General features: G+C 71.6%; 9 protein-coding genes and 1 pseudogene. 5 read left to right on the top strand and 5 right to left on the bottom strand.

The annotated features are described in order from the left end of the window. Window positions 1–17: 17 nt before the first annotated feature. On the bottom strand, window positions 18–779 hold the full coding sequence (locus tag ACZ42X_RS01090; protein ID WP_468282769.1) for a phytanoyl-CoA dioxygenase family protein: 762 nt from the start codon (window positions 777–779) through the stop codon (window positions 18–20). A 115-nt stretch (window positions 780–894) separates the two neighbouring features. Here ACZ42X_RS01090 and ACZ42X_RS01085 point away from each other — a divergent pair, with 115 nt between their 5' ends. Then, the gene (locus ACZ42X_RS01085; RefSeq protein WP_468282766.1) at window positions 895–1797 is read left to right on the top strand and encodes an AraC family transcriptional regulator; all 903 of its coding nucleotides are present in this window, start codon (window positions 895–897) and stop codon (window positions 1795–1797) included. Between the two features lie 50 nt (window positions 1798–1847). Here the strand turns inward: ACZ42X_RS01085 and ACZ42X_RS01080 are convergent. Beyond that, window positions 1848–5000 (bottom strand): annotated as a pseudogene (locus ACZ42X_RS01080) (family 78 glycoside hydrolase catalytic domain); the annotation flags it as partial. Between the two features lie 210 nt (window positions 5001–5210). Here ACZ42X_RS01080 and ACZ42X_RS01075 point away from each other — a divergent pair. Together ACZ42X_RS01075 and ACZ42X_RS01070 are read left to right on the top strand one after the other, a co-directional pair. Then, complete coding sequence (locus tag ACZ42X_RS01075) at window positions 5211–6188, top strand: phytanoyl-CoA dioxygenase family protein (protein ID WP_468282763.1); 978 nt, start codon at window positions 5211–5213, stop codon at window positions 6186–6188. A gap of 77 nt (window positions 6189–6265) precedes the next feature. After that, window positions 6266–8386: a CehA/McbA family metallohydrolase gene (locus tag ACZ42X_RS01070; RefSeq protein WP_468282760.1), complete on the top strand. Its 2121-nt coding sequence runs from the start codon at window positions 6266–6268 to the stop codon at window positions 8384–8386. A 40-nt stretch (window positions 8387–8426) separates the two neighbouring features. Here ACZ42X_RS01070 and ACZ42X_RS01065 read toward each other — a convergent pair whose 3' ends face one another. Both ACZ42X_RS01065 and ACZ42X_RS01060 read right to left on the bottom strand, forming a co-directional pair. After that, complete coding sequence (locus tag ACZ42X_RS01065) at window positions 8427–9278, bottom strand: MBL fold metallo-hydrolase (RefSeq protein ID WP_468282757.1); 852 nt, start codon at window positions 9276–9278, stop codon at window positions 8427–8429. A gap of 361 nt (window positions 9279–9639) precedes the next feature. Then, on the bottom strand, window positions 9640–10569 hold the full coding sequence (locus ACZ42X_RS01060) for an alpha/beta hydrolase family protein (RefSeq protein WP_468282754.1): 930 nt from the start codon (window positions 10567–10569) through the stop codon (window positions 9640–9642). Window positions 10570–10800: 231 nt separating this feature from the next. On the opposite strand from ACZ42X_RS01060, the gene ACZ42X_RS01055 reads away from it, so the two are divergent. Together ACZ42X_RS01055 and ACZ42X_RS01050 are read left to right on the top strand one after the other, a co-directional pair. Then, window positions 10801–11142: a trypco2 family protein gene (locus ACZ42X_RS01055; RefSeq protein ID WP_468282751.1), complete on the top strand. Its 342-nt coding sequence runs from the start codon at window positions 10801–10803 to the stop codon at window positions 11140–11142. A 55-nt stretch (window positions 11143–11197) separates the two neighbouring features. Continuing rightward, the gene (locus ACZ42X_RS01050; RefSeq protein ID WP_468282748.1) at window positions 11198–15832 is read left to right on the top strand and encodes a tetratricopeptide repeat protein; all 4635 of its coding nucleotides are present in this window, start codon (window positions 11198–11200) and stop codon (window positions 15830–15832) included. 62 nt (window positions 15833–15894) lie between these two features. Here the strand turns inward: ACZ42X_RS01050 and ACZ42X_RS01045 are convergent, their stop codons facing one another. Further along, window positions 15895–17979, bottom strand: coding sequence for a SpoIIE family protein phosphatase (locus ACZ42X_RS01045; protein WP_468282745.1), 2085 nt, complete (start codon window positions 17977–17979; stop codon window positions 15895–15897). Window positions 17980–17991: the final 12 nt, after the last annotated feature.

Here is a 17991-nt window from a genome sequence, read left to right as displayed (position 1 = left end):
CCGAGCCCTCCACCTTGTCATGCGGACCGGGACCCCGCGGCGGCCGACGTCAGCGGAGGGAACAGGTCGCCGTCGAGGCGGTCGCCGGGCAGGAGGCCGACGCTGTCCGTGACCGGGTGCGGACGGCCGTCGTAGACCGTGTCCGCGTCCATGTAGATCACGACGTGCGCGAGCCGTGCCGTGTCCGTGCGGTTGGGCAGGGCCATGTGGCCGGTGTAGCTGTTGTGAAAGGTGATGTCCCCCGCGCGCAGCGGGACGGTGACCCGCTCACTCCACCGCAGTTCGGGGTCGATCTCGAACAGGTCCCCCTCCTTGTGCAGGTCCTGGGGCCGCAGCCCCGTGTGGGTGTGGGAGCCGGGCAGGAAGGTCATGCAGCCGCGCTCGGCCGGTACGTCGACCAGCGCGACCCAGGCGGACAGCGCGTGCCGGCAGGTCCGGTGCGGCCAGTACGGGTGGTCCTGGTGGAACTCGGTCGCGGTCTCGTGGTGCGGCGGCTTGACGAGCACCTGGTCGTGCCACAGACGCAGGGGCACACCGGCCAGCTGATGCGCCAGCGCCGAGAGCTTCGGGTGCAGGGTCAGCACGCGCAACGCCGCGCTCGTGCGCCAGACGTTGACGTACTGCCGGAAGGCCCGCATCTCCGGGCCGGTCGACGACGCGCCGGGCAGTTCGGCGGCGGCGCGGGCGTAGCCGGCGGCCTCGGCCGCCGAGAGGACTCCGGGCACGCGCACGAAACCGTGCCGCCGGTAGTGCTCCACGCTTTCTTCGGAAAGCTCCATCGTGCTCCTCAGCCTCATCGGCCCCTGCCGGGGGTCTCAGCGATACCCCTCATGCTGGTCGCCCCGGTGGCCGCGGGGCTAGCCAACGACTCGCACGAGCTAGCACGATACTGATGTGCCGGACCAAGACACCCAGTTCGACGGCCTGTTGCATGGCACCGGCCTGTTCCCCGCCCGGGTTCCGGTGCACACCGGCCGGCACCGGCTGACCGGCGACGTGCCCGGACACAGCCACGACTTCCTGGAGATCGCCCTCGTCGTCTCCGGTCGGGGGCGGCACCTGACCGCGGCCGGGGGCCGGCCGCTCGCCGCGGGGGACGTCATCGTGCTCCGGCCAGGGCCTTGGCACGGCTACGTGGACTGCGCCGGCCTCACCGTGGTCAACTGCTGCTTCGCGGCCGAGCTGCTCCGCGCCGACCTCGCCTGGATCCGCACCGAACCGGCCGTCAACCACCTGCTGTGGGGCGGGCCGAGCGCGCTGGGCAACGCCGGGGTCTTCGGCTTCCGGCTCGATGCGGAACACCACACGCGGTGCCTGTCGCTCCTCGGTGAACTGGCCGCGGCCGCCGGGCACGACGGTACGGTCCACAGAATCGGTGTCCTCGGCCGCCTCGCGGTCTTCCTCGACGCTCTCGCCGCGGCGGCACCGCAGGCGCCCGCCCCGACCGCCACGGCGGACGCACCTTCGGCCCACCCGCTCGTACTCGGCGCCGTACGGCTGCTGGAGTCCGATCTCGCACAGGCCTGGACCCCGGCCCGGCTCGCCGCCGAACTCGCGGTCAGCGCGGGCCATCTCACCCGGATGTTCACCAGTCACATCGGGCTCCCGCCGATGGCCTACCTCGCCCGCGCGCGGGCGGAGAGCGCGGCGGCGCTGCTACGGGGCACCACACAGCCCGTGGCGCGCGTCGGTGCCGCGGTCGGCTGGCCCGACCCGAACTACTTCTCCCGCCGGTTCCGGACCCACTACGGCCTCAGCCCGACCGCCTACCGCGCGGCGGGAGACGACGCGGGATGACGGGATGAGACGCGGGCTGCACCGCTACGGTGCCGGAGCCGTCGCGACGCTCATCGAGCGAGTCGTCCGGTACGGAACAGGTGACAGCCCGAACCGGCGGCGAAGACCGCGCAACCGCCGTCCATCCGCAGGAACTCCGCGTCGCCGGCACTGACGTCCGCCACGGCACGGGCGGGGACCCACACCTCGGCGGCGGTGCCCACCGGCAGGCCGAGACGGAGAGTGAAGCCGCCGCCGCCCGCCTTCCAGCGGGTGGTGACCGGGCCGTAGAGCGAGTCGAAGCGGGCGCGCGCCGCCGTCACCGCACCGCCGGGGCGGGGGCGGACGACCAGGCGCCGGAAGCCGGGTGCGGCGGGCGCGATGCCGGCGACGGTGGCGTACATCCACGCGCCGACCGCGCCGTAGGCGTAGTGGTTGAAGGAGTTCATCCCCGCGTCCTGGAAGCCGCCGTCCTCCCTTACGGAGTCCCAGTGCTCCCACATGGTGGTGGCTCCGCGGGCGATCTGGTAGCCCCAGCCGGGGAACGACTCCTGGAGCAGCAGCCGGTACGCCACGTCCGTGCGGCGCGCGGCAGTGAGGGCCCCGAGCAGCCGCGGCGTGCCGAGGAAGCCGGTCGACAGGTGCCCGTCCCGCGCCTCGATCAGCTCCACCAGGCGGTCCGCGGCCCGGCCACGCTCCGGCTCCGGCAACAGATCCATGGACAGGGCGAGTACGTACGCGGTCTGGGTGTCGCCCTTGATACGGGCGCCGCCCTGCGAGACATAGGCCGCGCAAAAGGCGCCGCGGACGGCGTCGGAGAGCTTCTCGTAGGGGGCCGGGTCGTCACCGAGAGCCCGCGCCATGCGGGCGACGAGGTCGGCGCTGTGGGCGAAGAAGGCGGTGGCGAGGACGTCCTTGGGCGTCTCGTCGCGAACGTTGAGCCAGTCACCGTAGCCCGTGGCGGGACGCAGGTAGCCGTCGCTGTGCTGGTGCAGGTAGTCCAGCCAGCGCTTGGCCGGCTCCCATGCCTCCCTGAGGACCCGGGTGTCCCCGTACGCCTGGTACAACGCCCACGGTACGCAGACGCCGGCATCGCCCCAGCCCGCCGTGCCCGCGCCCACCATGCCGATCTGCGGCGCCACATCGGGGAACGCGCCGTCCGCCCGCTGGGCGTCGTACAGGTCCCGCAGCCACTTGGTGAGGAAGCGTGCCGACCCCATGACGTAGGCCGCGGTGGGGGCGAAGCCGCCGATGTCCCCGGACCAGCCGAGCCGCTCGTCGCGGGCCGGGGTGTCGGTGGGGACGGACAGGAAGTTTCCGCGCTGGCCCCAGGTGATGTTGGAGTGCAGCTGATTGAGCATCGGTACGTCGGTCTCGAAGTCCATGGTGAACGGGGCCGAGGTGTGCATGACCCGGCCGGTCACCGCGTCCAGGGGCGGCACCCCGGGGTAGCCGGTCACCTCCACGTAGCGGAAGCCGTGGAACGTGAAGCGCGGCTCGTAGACCTCCACCGAGCCGCCTCCTTTGAGGGTGTAGGTGTCGGTGGCCCGGGCCGACCGCAGGTTGGCGGTGTGGAGCGTGCCGTCCGGGTTGAGTGCCTCCGCGTGGCGCAGCCGCACCACCGTGCCCGCCGCGCCGGAGACCTTCAACCGCACCGAGCCGACCATGTTCTGGCCCAGATCGAAGACGAAGACCCCTGGGGCGACTTCGGTGACCTGCCGGGCGGGGAGCTCGCCCGCCACCCGGACCGGGGGATCGGCCTGGGCCACGATCGCGGGTGGTGGGGTGACCGCCGCAGCTTCCGCCGGCTGCCACCCGGAGTCGTCGAATCCGGGCTGCGTCCAGCCGTCCGTCTCCCGCCGGGCGTCGTAGTCCTCGCCCCCGATCAGGTCCGCGGAGACCAGCGGGCCCGCCGCCGCCCGCCACGCCTGGTCCGACACGATCCGCTCGGTAGAGCCGTCGGTATACGTCACCTCCAACTGCGCCAGCAGCAGGGGACGTTCGCCGTAGTGGTGCCGGCCGAAGGAGGCGATGGTGCCCGCGTACCAGCCGTCCGCGAGGTGGAAGCCGAGCGTGTTGGCCGCGCCGCCGCGCAGGACGTCGGTGACGTCGTACGTCTGGTACTGCACCCGCTTGCGGTAGTCGGTCCAGCCCGGGGCCAGCTCGTCGGCGCCGACGCGGCGGCCGTTGACGTGCGCCTCGTAAAGGCCGAGGGCGGTGGCGTACAGACGGGCGCGGGCGATCCGTTTCGCGGGGAGCCGGAACTCGCGCCGCAGCTGGAAGGCGGGGGATGCGGCGGGGGCCACCGCCCCTCGCCGGGCCATACCCCAGGGGGCCCACTCGTCGGCGGCGGCCCAGGCGCTGTCGTCGAAGTCCGGGCCTGACCAGTCACCCGCGGGTTCGCCACCGGTGGCCTTCCACGTACGGCATGTCCGCAGGTGGCGTACTGCGTCGGCGGTGGTGAACTGCAGCACTCCGAGGAGGCCGGCCTCCCCGGATCCGGTGCTGCTCGTGTCGACGCGGACCGCTACGGCGGTGCGTCCCGGCCGCAGCTGGGCGGTGACCTCGGCCACGGCTGGACGGCGCCAGTTCTCCGCGGTGGGATCGGCGACCGTGTGCAGGACCTGGGTGCCGCCGACGTAGGCGGTCAGGCCGCCGTCGGCGGCGAGCACCAGACAGCCCCGGCGGACACCTGCCGGTACGTCCACGACGACGCGGAACCAGCGGATCGCGGCGGAGGCTCCGGTCCCTGCCCGGCCCCGCGCGCTGCTGTCCGCCAGGCGTATCCACTGGGACCCTCGCAGGGTCGGCACCCCTGGCAGCGGGGCCGCTGCCGCCGCGCCCACGAGGGCCACCGGGGCGCCGATCCAGCGGCCGGTCCAGTCCGAGCCGTCCATGAGTCCGGTCTCCCACCAGGAGGGCTCACTCCATTCGCTCGCCACACCGTCCGTGTCCCAGACCCGCACCGACCAGTGGTATCGGGTGCGGGGGGCAAGCGCGGGGCCGTCGTAGGGGACCAACACCGACTGGTCGGACGTCACCCGTGAACTGTCCCAGACATCAGGGTTGTCGAGCAGGTCGGCGCTGGTCGCGACGCGTATCCGGTAGGCACTCTGCGCCTGATCCGGTCGGTCGGAGAGCAGCTGCCAGCTCAGCCGCGGCCGTTCCGTGTCGAGCCCGAGAGGGCAGGTGGTGTACTCGGCGGTGGGCTTGACGACGTGCAGAACCCCCACGGGAGTGCCCCTCTCGGACGGCATCGCCGGCAGCACGGACGGTGAATCGTTTCAGGCACGCTAGGAGGGCGCCTGCGACGAGTCAACCCGGCGAGCCCCGAAGCCTTCGAGCGGCCGCGCGCCCGGCGCTGATCAGATCGTCCATGAACGGAGCGTTCTCCACATGGCGCGGCGAGGAAGCGCGTTCCTAGCCTGGGGGCCATGAGCGAAACCATGTCTTCGGTTCCGGTGAAGCTCCAAGCCGCTGATCTGACGCCATTCGAGGAATCCACCGGACTCCTCGGCCACCCCGACGAGCTGCGAGCCCGAGCCGAGCGTGACGGGTATCTGTTCTTCCGTGGACTGCTCGATCCGGAGCCGATTCTGCAGCTTCGCTCCAAAGTCCTCGACATACTGTCGGAGCATGGCCTACGGGCGCCGGATGCCGATCCACTCGACGGGAAACTGGATCTCGCCCGGCTCAACCAGCTGCCCGCCGACCAGATGCGGGTCGACATCGGCGTCACCGCGGAGCTCTACGCCGCCATGCAGAGGCTGCCCGAGCTGCATCGGCTGCCGCACCAGCCGGCGCTCCTGGACCTCTACCGCAAGCTCTTCGGCGGCGACGACGTGTTCGTCCATCCGCGTCACATCATGCGCGCCATGACGGCGCACCCGTCGACGGGCGCGACCCCACCCCATCAGGACTTCCCGCTCGTTCAGGGCAGTACCGAAACGTGGACCTGCTGGTTTCCCGTCGGGGACTGCAGTCTGGCGAGCGGTCCGCTCGTCATCCTGCGTGGTTCCCACCGGCAGGGCCGCCTGCCGGTGGGAACCGGAGACAGTGACGGCTACTGGACCAACTGGGGGGCGCAGCTGTGCGCGCACGAGACCGACTGGGTCGGCGGCGATTTCGCCGTGGGCGACGTGGTGACGTTTCCCAGCCTCACGGTCCATCAGTCGTTGCCCGCAGTGGTCCGCGACGAGGTCCGCATCTCCATGGACGTGCGCTACCAGCGCGGCGACGACGTGATCGAAGCCCGCTCACTGACGAACCATGCGGAGCGTTCCTGGGACGAGATCTACCAGGGATGGTCAAGCGAGAACGCGGACTTGATGTACTACTGGCACCCGAATCGGCTCTCGTACATCCCGTGGGACGCATCGCTTCTCGAGCCGGGCACCCGCAGAATCTGCTGACGAACAGCCCTGGCTGGAGGGTCAGTCGCCCGATCGCCTGGCTGTTGCATGGGGCGCGGGGACATCATCGAGCTGCCGTGATCTCACAGGTCGCGCTCGGCAAGAGAGGGACCGCCATGTGCTGCGACGACGAGCTGCCCCCCGCGGTCGGCGAGGCGCTGGCGCGCTACCGCGCGCTGCTCGCCGAATCCCCGCTGGACTGGGGGGCCGAAGCACCCGACGTCATGTTGGACGTCCTCGATCTGGCCCGCCGCTGGGGTGTGCCGGCGCTCGGCCCGGTCCTCGCCGCCATGGGGCAGGACCGGCGCGTCGACCGCGCCGCCGTTCTCCGGCTGCTGGTGACCGCGGACGCGCCGCTGCCTCCCGGTGTCGTCGTCGTCGACGTTCTGACCGGGACCGTGCGGTACGGCGAACCGCTGCACGTGCTTGACGGCTCCCGCGGCCCCGCGACCTGGTGCCCCGGAGGTGTGGTGGTGGTCGTCGTGAACGACACGCCCCATGCGGTCGATGTCAGGGGCGCGGCCGGTGCGTGGACGGTGGCAGCCGGTGCGGTCGGCCGGATGGAGCTGGAGCCGGAGCCGGGGCTCGCGTCACTGCGCGCCGGTACAGTGAGGGTCGACCTGTCGGCCGCCGTGCGCCGCGTGCCTCCGGCCGTGCTGGAGCTCTCGGCCACCACGCCCGTCCGATGGAGCGTCGTCGACGTGGCGGGGCAGCCGTGGGCGCCCACCGGAGGCCGGCTGAAGTACGACGTCCACGACCGGCCGTTCTTCCACGCGCAGGAAGCGACGCTCGAGGTGCCGGCCGGTGTGGTGCGGGTGACGGCGGCGCGGGGTGCGCAGTACACCTCGGTCTCGGAGCGGGCCGAGCTGCACGCCGGCGGCACGACACGGCTGCACCTCGAGCCGGAGCGCTGGTGGGACGGCGACGGCGGCGGCTGGACCGGCGCGGACCTGCACGTGCACGCGAACTACTCGGGTGACCAGGTGGTCTCGCTGCACGACGCGGTCCTCATGCAGCAGGGCGAGGGGCTGGACCTGATGGGCCTGGTCGCCGGCAACTGGCACGGCGACGAGGTCTACGACCAGGCGCTCGTGGAGAGCCGGCTGGGCAGTCCGCTGCGGCACGAGCACGGCACGACGGCCTTCGGGGTCGAGTTCCGCAACGACCTGCTGGGCCACTTCCACGCCACGGGCGGGCACACCTCACCCGCTCGCTGGGCGACGGGGCACGAGGGCAGCTCGCACCCCTGGGACTGGCCCGCGAACGCGGAGACGGCGGCCGAGCTGCGGGCGGGAGGCGCGGCCATCGGCTACTGCCACCCCGTGGTCCGCCCGTTCCCCCCGGATGCCGAGTCGGCGCCGGATCACCTCTTCGACTGGGTGATCCGGTCGGTGGAGGCGCGGGAGCTGGTGGTGGACGCCGCGCTCGGCCTGGTCGACAGCATCGACCTGCTGTTCTCGGTCGACCCCTCCGGCCCGGCCGAGCTCTGGTACCGCCTGCTGGGCTGCGGGCTGCGGCTCGCGCCGACGGCCGGGACCGACGCCTTCCTGTCCTTCAGCCGGGCCGGTGCCTTCTCCGGCCCGCCGGGCTCTGGGCGGGTCTACGCGTGGACCGGGGGCGACCACGACCCGGCGGCGTTCAGCCTCGCTCTGCGCAGCGGCCCCGTCGTCGTCACGAACGGTCCTTGGCTCCGACTGCGGGTGGACGGACAGGACGAGGGCAGCCGGATCGACGGCGCGGCCGGGCGGAGCGTTCACCTGTCGGCAACCGCGTACGGGCCCGAGGCACGCCGGCTCGAAGTGATCACGGCAGGCGGGCGTGTGCTCGGCTCCGTCGAAGGCGACGGGCCGCTCGCGGTGTCGCTCGACCTGGAGGTGCGGGAGCCGACCTGGGTGGCGGCGCGCTGCACGGGCGGAGCGCACCCCGGCGTGCTGGCCGAGCGGGCGTGGTCGCACACCGGTGCCACGTGGCTGGACGTGGACGGAGCCGGCGTACGGCGCGAGCCCGACCTCGCCTTCTGCCGTCGGTGGCTCGACCTGCTGGCGGGCTTCGTGCAGAAGCACGGCCGGTTCCACGACGGCCGGCAGCGGAGCGATGTGCTCGCCGCCGTCGACGCCGCCCGCCCCTTCTACGCCCCCGGTCCCGAGGGTGCGAGCGAGGTGACCGCTGCGCCGGTCGACCTGCGCGACCTGCCTTGATTCGTCAGCGTTCCATCCCAACGCCGCGCGGCGGCGCTGCTCATGTCCCCGACGGCCGCGGCTGCTCCGGCGGAACCGAGCTCTCGGCGTCCGCCATCCACTGGTCCAGGTCGGACTGGGTGAACTCTGTCCACGGTGGGACGTCGGGGAGCTGGCGGAGGAGGTCGTAGGCCTCGGGGATCTGGGGCCCGCGCAGGACGGGGCAGTGGCAGCCGGCGATGACCTCGGCGTTGAGGTGTTGGAAGTCGGTGACGACCGTCCCGAACTTCTGGGAGTCCAGCAGGGCGACCCAGGGGGAGACCAGCCTTCCGCCGAAGAACTGGCCGTCGCGGAATTCGTCCGGCGACAGCGCCGCCGTTTCGGGCATGGGGGTCGGCACGTTCGTGGCGAAGGTGTCGACGGCCCACAGGACGTTGGTCTTCGGGTCGAAGAGGGCGCGGGTTGTGGGGTTGTCGTACAGGGGCGGTCGCTTGGCGACCAGGGTGCGGTCACCCGTGTCGATCGTGTCGCCGTCGGTCATGAAGCGGCACCGGTTGATGGGGGTCTCCCACTCCTCGGCCATGCGGCCGATGGAGAACCATGTCGTGAGCAGGGTCGCGTTCGGGCATTCCGCGAGAACCGCCAGGAGGTTGCCGGCGTGGTCGCGGTCGTCGTGGGTGAGGAAGATCCACCGTACGTCCAGGGGATCCACGATGGACCAGGCCGCCTCCAGCCACTGGGCTCGTACTGCGGGCGCCCCGGTGTCCACGAGGACCGGTTCGGCTCCCCGGATCACCATCGAATTCATCGGGAAGTGGCCGACCGGTGGGGCCTCGAGGGCCCACGGGATGACGAACGTCTCCTCGGCGATCTTGTACGGCTGCAGAAGGGTGAAACTTTCCATGGTCGTCATCGCTGCTCTCCCTGGGACGGAATCACCGCAGCGTCCATGAATCCAGTGCAGCCCCGTGCCGGGCCGTCGTCAAACGCAGAACTCGTGACGGCCTGCCTCGGTGAGCGACGAGAGCGCGAAGACAACGGATGCACGAGCTGGTGGCCGGCGCCGAGCTCACCACGGACGAGGTCCTCGACGAGGCGGTGGGTTCCGCACGACCGGCCACCATCCGAACGGCGCGGGTGTGCCGCGGCGGACGGTGACCGGGGGGCCGCCCGGAGAAGACTGTGAACGCCCACCGCTCACGGTCGGGTTCGACGCGGGGGATGGGTGCGCTCAGGGTGCTTCTCCTCCGGACGGCGAGATCGTTCGGGCGGGGTCAGGGCTTTGCGGTGTACACGACGCCGGGAAGGTTCCGCGCCGCGGCGCCCCACACCTGGTCGTGGAGGGAACCGTCGAGGCCGAGTGTGTACAGGAGGTAGGAGGTGGTCACGGAGCGGGTGAGACGCTGCTGCTCGGCGCGGGTGATCGAGCCGCTGTCGCAGCCGAATCCGCTGCTGTCGGTGAAGCCGCAGTGGAAGCCGCCGGTGATGACGCGGAGCTGGGTGGGAGCGGGCTTCGCGTCGTACATCCTGCGCTGATGGCCGTCGACGCCCGCGATGGTGTCCTTGCTGCCGCCGACGTACTGGACCGGGATGGCGAGGGCCGCGGAGGCGGTGACCGCGGAGGGCTTGGTCTCGGCGGCGGCGAGCGTACTGACGGATTTGACGGCCGGGTTACGGGAGGCGGCGAGGAGAGCCGCACCGCCGCCCATGGAGTGGCCGGCCAGGGCGTAGCGGCTGGTGTCGACGGCGCCGGCGAAGCGGGATCCGGTGGTGGCGTTCTGCGTGGTGAGCCAGGCGAGGGCGGCGTTCAGGTCGTCGGCGAACCCGCTGTGGCTGGGGGAGAGGCCGCCCTGGGATTTGGGGGCGACGGTGATGAAGCCCCAGGAGGCGTAGTGGCGCAGGGTGCTCTCGTACGTGGAGATGCTCTGGAGGAAGCCGTGTCCGAAGGCGAGGCCAGGGTGGGCTCCTTGGGCGACGGGGGCGTTGGCACCGGCGGCCGCGCCCGGGTACCAGACACGGGCGCTGTAGGAGCGGCCCGAAGCGGAGACGGTGAGGTCCGTGTAGGCGACCGGGTGGGGGCCGGGGGCGGCGGGATCAGCCGCGAGACCGACGTGAGGCGTGGCCGCCGTGGCGGTGGGGGCGGTCAGGGTGGCGGCGACGGCCAGCATGATGGCGGGGACGGCGCGCAGAAGGGTGCGTAGCACGGGGTTGCCCTCCTCGGGGGTATCGGAGAGAGAAACGTTGTATGCCACTTCAACACACTGGCATGCCCCTGCCAATATGGACGGCGTTTCTTTCCGTGGAACATTGTTCGCCTTTCCGATCCACCGGACAGGCCAAGTACCCCTTGGCTAAAGTCGGTTCGCTTCTGGCGAGCGCCCAGCGGGGCGCGTACACGGCGTGCCTCTGCGGCCGCGCGGGATGTGGGGGGCTTGATGAACATCGAACTCGGGGACGCCGTCACCGCCTTGCGGGACAGCCTCATGGAGGCCGCTGTGAGCGGCGAGGGCCGGGACATCACCTTCGATGTCGGCCAGATCGAGATGGAGTTCCTCGTCGAGATCCGCCAGGAGGCCCGGGGCAAAGCCGGTTTCCGGGCATGGGTCGTCACGGCGGATGCGGAGGGCTCCGCGGCGCGCAGCCGCAGCCACCGTGTGCTGGTGACCCTCACGCCGCGTCGCGGGGGCGGCCCGGTGCAGATCTCCGCGGACGGGCAGGGTGCGGCGGCCGACGGCGAGGCTCCGGACGACCGGGTGCGCGCTCGGCGGCCGCGGTGACAGGAACACGTGTCCCTCCTGCCGTGGCAGGACCCATACGAGCCGGGGAGGCCTGTTGAGCGGTAAGCGCGTCGTGCGCGTGGCGGCGGCAGGTGGCTGGGCGGCCGGTTACGAGATCGCCCCGGGTCTGATCCTCACGGCCGCGCACGCCGTGGCAGCCTTGGGCTCGCCGGTCGCGGTCTCCCCGCTCGGGGAGGAAACCGACTACCTGGGGCACGTGGTGTGGCGGGGGATGCCGAAGGACGCCACCGAAGGCGATGCGCCCGAAGTGGACGCCGCGCTGGTGCACATCTCCGCCGATGACTGGAAGCCTGCCTCCCCCACCCAGGTGCTGTGGGGCCGGATCGCCGGGGACAGCACGTCCGTAGAGTGGCGTGCCACCGGCTTCCCTCATTCCGAGCGGCGGTCCCGGGAATCGGAGCAGGCAGAGGGAAAGATCAGCCCCCTCAGCGGGCTCGTCGGCGGCATGTACGTACTGGACTGCACGACCTACCGTGGCCGAGGGACCAGCGACTCGTCCTGGAGGGGTATGTCAGGGGCGGCCGTGCTGTGCGGCGACCTCGTCGTGGGCGTCGTCGTCAATGACGTGCCCGACCGCATCCCGGCGCGGCTGGAGGCGGAGCGGGCCGTCACCCTTCTGCATGACGATACTTTCCTCGCCGCCCTGGAGGAGTTCGGGGCTCATGGACCACACGTCCCCCAGCCGGTCGAATACGCCACTCTCGCCCACCCCGACCACCACGCCGCAACGCAGCGCGCTGCCCGCTCGGTCGTGGAACTGCTGCATCCGGCCCGGGCGGTCGTCCCCTTCCACGGCCGGGAGGAGGAACTGCGCGCACTGACCGCGTGGACGGAGCAGTCCGACGGCGAGGTCGCGGTGGTCCACGCCCCCGGTGGCCGGGGCAAGACCCGGCTCGTGGTGGAACTCGCCCGCCGCCTCCAACCGGAGTGGTCCGTCGTCTGGCTGCGGCCCGGTGCGCGGATGGAACCCGGCACCTCCGCGCCCGGCCTGCCCTTGCTCTTGGTGGTCGACGGTGCCGACGGCCGCATCGAGGAGACGCGTTCCGTCCTGGAGTTCACCGCACAGCATCGGGATACGCCGGTCAAGACCGTCCTCCTCGCCCGCTCCGCCGGCCACTGGCTCGAGGAAGTCACCGGGGATTCACTGCAGCTCGGATCGATGCTGTCGGCCGCGTCGGTCCGCGAGCTTCCTGTGCTGCCGCCGGACGGCCTCGACGGTTACTTCACCGCTGCCCGCGCCTTTGCCGCAGCGCTCAAGGAACTCTCCGGAGAGGAAGGGCCCGACTGGGCCGAGTACGCCGACCGCACCCCGCCCGACCTGACCGAAAGCGCGCTCGGCTCACCTCTGACTCTGCACATGGCCGCCCTGGTGCACCTCTTGGACGCGGCGCAGGGGGTGGCGCCCACCGCGGGTGACACCCCGGCCATCGAGAACGCTCTCCTGGTACATGAGCGCGTGCACTGGCGCGGCACCGCGGGGGCACATCGGATCTACCCCCCTTTGCTGTGGGACACGCTGGAGGACGCGGTGACCGCCGTCGTGGCCCTGGGGCCGCGTGGGCCGCGCGAGACCACCGCCGTGCTGGCCGCCGTGCTCGGCGACGGCAACGGCGGCGGGGTGCCCGGCGGAGTCCGTGCCGTGCACGCCTGGCTCCTGTCCGTGCTGCCCACCGATGCGGGCACCGTCGGGCACCTGCAACCCGACCGGCTGGCCGAACGGCTGGTGGGCGGGCGTTTCCGCGACCGCCCGAGCCTGGTGGACGCGCTGCTGCCGGCCGTGACACCCGACCAGGCCGCCAGATTCCTCACCCTCGTCACCCGGGCGTCCGTACGGGGAGCCGGCCCCAGCACCGAGGAACTGACCGAGTGGTGCCTGCACCACCCGGCGGTGCTCGGCCCGGCGGCCATCGCCCTGGCCTCCCGGCTGGAGGAGCCCGCCCCCCTGCTGGCCGCACTGCAGGCCCTCGCCGATCATCCCGGCGCCACACTCGACGAACTGGAGGAACTAGCCGCGGCCGTCCCGGCCCATACGTACCTGCTGGCCCCCTGGGCACTGGACCTGCACCGGCGCATCGTCCGCGTCCACCGGCTGCAGGCCGCCGTCGATCCCGCGGCACGCCCGGGACTCGCCGTCGCACTGCGGGAACTGTCCAAACGCCTGTCGTCCATGGGCGAGCGGGAGGAATGCCTCAGCACGGTGCAGGAGGCCCACGACCTGTGGCGGGAGATCCCGGCGGACCACCCGCGCCACCAGGCCGAACGGGGAGCCTGCCGCGTCAACGCGTCCATCTTCCTCAGCAATGTGGAACGCCGACGGGATGCGTACCAGGCCGCGGAGGAGGGCGTGGTCCTCCTGCGCGCCGCACTGCGTCCCGACGACCCCGCGAGCCGGGTGAACCTGGTGAAAGCCCTCGATACGCTCGCGGTGGCCGCAGGCGCCAACGGAGACCACCACACCGCGTGGCGCGTGGCCGAGGAGTGCAGGCGACTGTGCGAGGCCCTCCAGGACAACGACCCGATGGCGCACACCCCTCTCCTGGTCAACCACCTGAACAACCACGCCATCGTCGCGCTGGAATCGGGTCGCCGCGACAGCGCCCTGAAGTCCGCCTGTAGAGCGGTCGAACTCCAACGACGGCTCGCCGAGGACGATCCCGACAGCCAGCTGGCAGGTCTCGCCCTGGTCCTCGCCACCGCCTCCTCCGCCGCACAGGGGGCCGGACTTCACCGCGACGCGCTGGACCACATGCGTGAGTCCGTGACCATCCGCCGACGCCTCGCGGAGGCGCGCCCCCGGGCGTACCAGGCCGACCTCGCCAACGCCCTCAACAGCCTCGCCATCGACCTCGACAACCTCGGACAGCTCGACGAAGCACTCGACGCCGCTGAGGAATCGGTGCGGCTCTACCGGGACCTGGTCGACGAACAACCACACATCTACACGCCCCGTCTGGCACTGGCACTCAACACCCTGGCTTTGAAACGCCAGGCCCACGGCTACCGCCGCCGGGCGCATCGCATCGCGAAGCAGAGCGTCCACTGGTACCGCGAACTCGTCCGCCTCGAGCCGGACGCCTTCCGCAACTACCTGGCCATGTCCCTCATCACCCTCGCGGGCACACTGAAGTCCGAGGAGAGACCACAGGAAGCGGCGGAGGCGGTCGGCCACCTACGGGAGGCAGCCGGCATCCTGCAAGACCTGGCCGAGACCGCACCCGGCGCCCACCTCCCGGACCTCGCCACCTGTCTCAACAACCTGGCGGGCACCTACCTCGTGCTCGGCGAACCGCACAAAGCCCTGGAGACCGTCGAACAATCCATGGACTTCAACAGCGGGGCGGAGACGGACCAGCCGGCGGCCTTCGCCGAGCCGATGCTCAGGAACTGGCTGATCGCCTTCCGGAGCCACTGCGTCCTGGGGGAGTTCGAGGAGGCGCGCCGCGCAGGCGAGGAAGCCCTGAGACGGCTGCGTACGCTCAGCGTCGAGGCACCCTCACGCTATGAGACCGATCTGTGGGCCGTTCTGTCGGCCACGGGCGGCCTGCTGTGGACCGACAAGGAGTACGAGGAGTCTCTCAGGCGTTCCCGCGAAGCACTGGACATCAGAGACCGCTGGATACGGCGGAACTCCGGCCCGCACCGCACCGAGCAGGCTGACGGTCTCGAAGCACATGCGCGGCAGCTGTGGCTGTTCGGCCGTGTGACGGAGGCGGCCGCGACCGCTGATGAGGCGTGCGCACACCGGCGCGCCGAACACCAGTATCGAGGCGACGACGCCACCCGACTCGCCTGGGCACGTTCCGAGGCCCTGCTGGCCGAACTACTGGAGACCTGCGGTCGCTGGCCGGACGCCCTGGAGCCCTTGGAAAGGGCCCTCCCCGGACTCCGCGCGCAGCACGCCGCTGATCCGCCGGGCCTGCGAGCCGAGCTGTCGACCGCGCTCTTGCAGCGAGCCCGTCTGCTGTGGCGCGCCGGTGACCCGGCAGGCGCCGTCGCAGCCGTCGAGGAGGCGGTCGCGATCGCCCGCACCGACGCCGAACCGCCGCTCGCCGACGCTGTGCTGGGCAACGCCCTGATGCACCGTGCCATGTTGCTGTCCGAAGTGGCGGCGGTCTCGGACACCGTCCCGCCCGAAGCCTCCCTCCCCCTGCTCGCCGAGGCCGTCGACTTCTGCCGGGCACTCCCGGAAGACCTCTCGGCGGAACTGCTGCGCGCCGGCACGCTGAACGCATTCGCCAAGTGTGCGGTGGGAGTGCCGGGCAGAGAGGAGGACGGCGTCGCGGCGAACGAGCAAGCCGTGGACATCCTGCGCCGCTACGCCGACGGTCCTGCGCTGATGGGCCTCGCGCTGACCGAGTCGCTCACGGAGCAGGCACGGGGACTCGCCATGACCGGACAAGCGCAGCTTGCCGGGGAAGTCGCCGAGGACGCGGTCCGGAGAGCACGCCTTCTCTCCTCCCAGGAACCGCACGCCCACCGAGAAGTCCTCGCACACGCCCTCGCCACCTCCGCGCGCGCCTGGTGGGCAGCGGGCGAACACTTCGATGCCGCCCGCGCCGCTTCCACCGAAGCCGTCGCGCTGTTCCGCGTACTCGTGCAGGAACAGCCACTGGCCATGGCCCGGCGAGCCGATGAAGCGGAGGAGGTCCACAAGCGGCTGCACGCATGATGCCCGGGGGCTGCACACCGCTCGACTTCGACCCGTGAGGGCCTCGGTGTGACGGGGAGAGATCAGGGCTGTACCTGCGCGAGGAGGAGTGCGACGTCGTCATGGCCCTCGGTGTGGTGCAGGCGGGACAGGAGGCGGTCGCAGGTGGCCTCCAGGTCGGCGTCCGGGGTGGCGAGGAGTTCGAGGAGCCTGTGCAGCCGGGCGTCGATGTCGGTGCGCCGGGTTTCGACCAGGCCGTCGGTGTAGAGGAGCAGGCGATCACCGGGCCCGACGGGGATGGTGGTGGTGCGGAAGGGCACGCCGCCGACGCCAAGTGGTGCTCCCGTGGGCAGGTCCAGCAGGATCGGTGCCTGGCCGGCGCGGCACAGGACCGGGGGGAGGTGGCCGGCGACGGCGATGCGGAGGCGGGAGGGGGCCTCTTCGTGCACGGCGTAGAGGCAGGTGGCGATGGACGGTTCGAGGGTGGCGGTGATCCGGTCGAGGTGTTGCAGGACCTGGTCGGGTGCGAGGTCGAGCTCGGCGAGGGTCTGTGTGGCGGTGCGCAGCCGTCCCATGGCGGCGGCCGCCTGGATGCCGCTGCCCATGACGTCACCGACGACCAGTGCCGTATCGCCGCTGGTCAGGGGGAGTACGTCGTACCAGTCTCCACCGATTTCGGCGGCGGATCCGGCGGGCTGGTAGCGGCAGGCGATGTCCAGCCCCGGCACGGTGGCCGGGATGCGGGGCAGGAAGCTGCGCTGGAGCGTGAGGGCGGCGTGGCGCTGCTGCTGGTAGGTGCGGGCGTTGTCGATGCAGACGGCGGCCCGTGAGGCGAGTTCCAGGGCGAGGGCTTGGTCGTCCTCGGTGAAGGGCATGGGGTTGCGGGCACGCAGGAAGTCGACGGCGCCCAGGATCTCCCCTCGGGCGATCAGCGGAACGGCCAGGTAGGAGTGGGCACCGGCGCGGGCGAGCACGGCGGCGGCCTGCTCGTCGGGCGCGATGCGCGCCAGGTCGCGATCGTCGACGTGGGCGACGAGGACGGGCCGACGGCTGCGTACGCAGCGGCTGATCAGCCGGTCGGGGCCGTAGCGCACCGGACTCTCGGGCGGGTCGGCGGCCAGGGCGGCGGGGGTCGGGTAGGCGGTGTGCACGATGAGGGGCCGGAAGACCATGGACTCCGTAGCCGTGCCCGAGGCGATCTCGGTCAGGGCGGTGTCGAGAATGTCGACGGCGGCCAGGTCGGCGAATGCGCCCACCGCCACCTCGGCCAGTTCCCGCGCGGTCTGTTCTACGTCGAGGGTGGTGCCGATACGGGCGGAGGCGTCGGCGATGACGGCCAGCCGGTGCCGGGCGCGCTCGGCTTCCGCTGCGACGCGGTGCCGCTCGGTGACGTCCACGACGGAGGTGGCCAGGCCCAGCACGGTGCCGGCGGAGTCCTCGAGCCGGTAGGTGGAGACCGACCAGGCGCGCTCGGTCGTGGGGTCCGCCGGTACGCGGCCGACGGTGTACTGATCAAGCAGAGGCGTGCCGGTGGCCAGGACGAGCCGCATCGAGGATTCCACCGCGTCGGTGTCCAGGAAGGAGAGCACCTCGCGCACCGGGCGGCCCAGGTGCTGGGCCGCCGACAGGCCGTTGAGGTGCACCAGGGCTTCGTTGACCGTCACATAGCGCAGGTCGGTGTCGATCACTGCCAGACCGATCGGGGACTGATCTATCAGCCGAACGGATAGCGCCAGATCTTGCTCGACCTGCCTCAGCACGCTCTGGTCGACCGCGAGGCCCAGCGCGTACCGGCCGCCGTGTTCATCCTGCAACCGCATGTTGCGGAATTCGAGCCAGCGGACACTGCCGTCCCTATGGACGACCGGGAAGACGCCGGCCCATGTCTCACCGCCGTGCATCACCTTGCCGAACAAGGTCAGCACCTGATCACGGTCCTGCTCGGCGACCAGCAATCGGGCGGCGTACCGCCCGAGGGCCTCATCCGCGCGGTAGCCGAGGAGCGCCTCGGCCTGCGGGCTCCACAGAACGATGCGGCCGTCCCGGTCCAGCACCACCGGTGCCACTCCAAGGGCATCCAGGAGACCACCGGCCGGACCTCCGGCCACCTCTGCTCGGCCGACTGCTCGCAGGTGGGCCCCGGCATCAAAGCCGTCTGCCACTGCCATGACCGGCCACCC

The sequence above is a fragment of the Streptomyces sp. NPDC030862 genome, from assembly GCF_055571835.1.
The sequence above is the reverse complement of the archived record's forward strand: the minus strand, read 5'-3'. Positions and strand labels throughout refer to the sequence as shown.

Excerpts from the sequence above, each read along its gene's own strand:
- ACZ42X_RS01065 (WP_468282757.1), bottom strand. The coding sequence starts at position 9,278 with ATGACGACCATGGAAAGTTTCACCCTTCTGCAGCCGTACAAGATCGCC.
- ACZ42X_RS01075 (WP_468282763.1), top strand. The coding sequence starts at position 5,211 with ATGAGCGAAACCATGTCTTCGGTTCCGGTGAAGCTCCAAGCCGCTGAT.
- ACZ42X_RS01090 (WP_468282769.1), bottom strand. The coding sequence starts at position 779 with ATGGAGCTTTCCGAAGAAAGCGTGGAGCACTACCGGCGGCACGGTTTC.
- ACZ42X_RS01045 (WP_468282745.1), bottom strand. The coding sequence starts at position 17,979 with ATGGCAGTGGCAGACGGCTTTGATGCCGGGGCCCACCTGCGAGCAGTC.
- ACZ42X_RS01055 (WP_468282751.1), top strand. The coding sequence starts at position 10,801 with ATGAACATCGAACTCGGGGACGCCGTCACCGCCTTGCGGGACAGCCTC.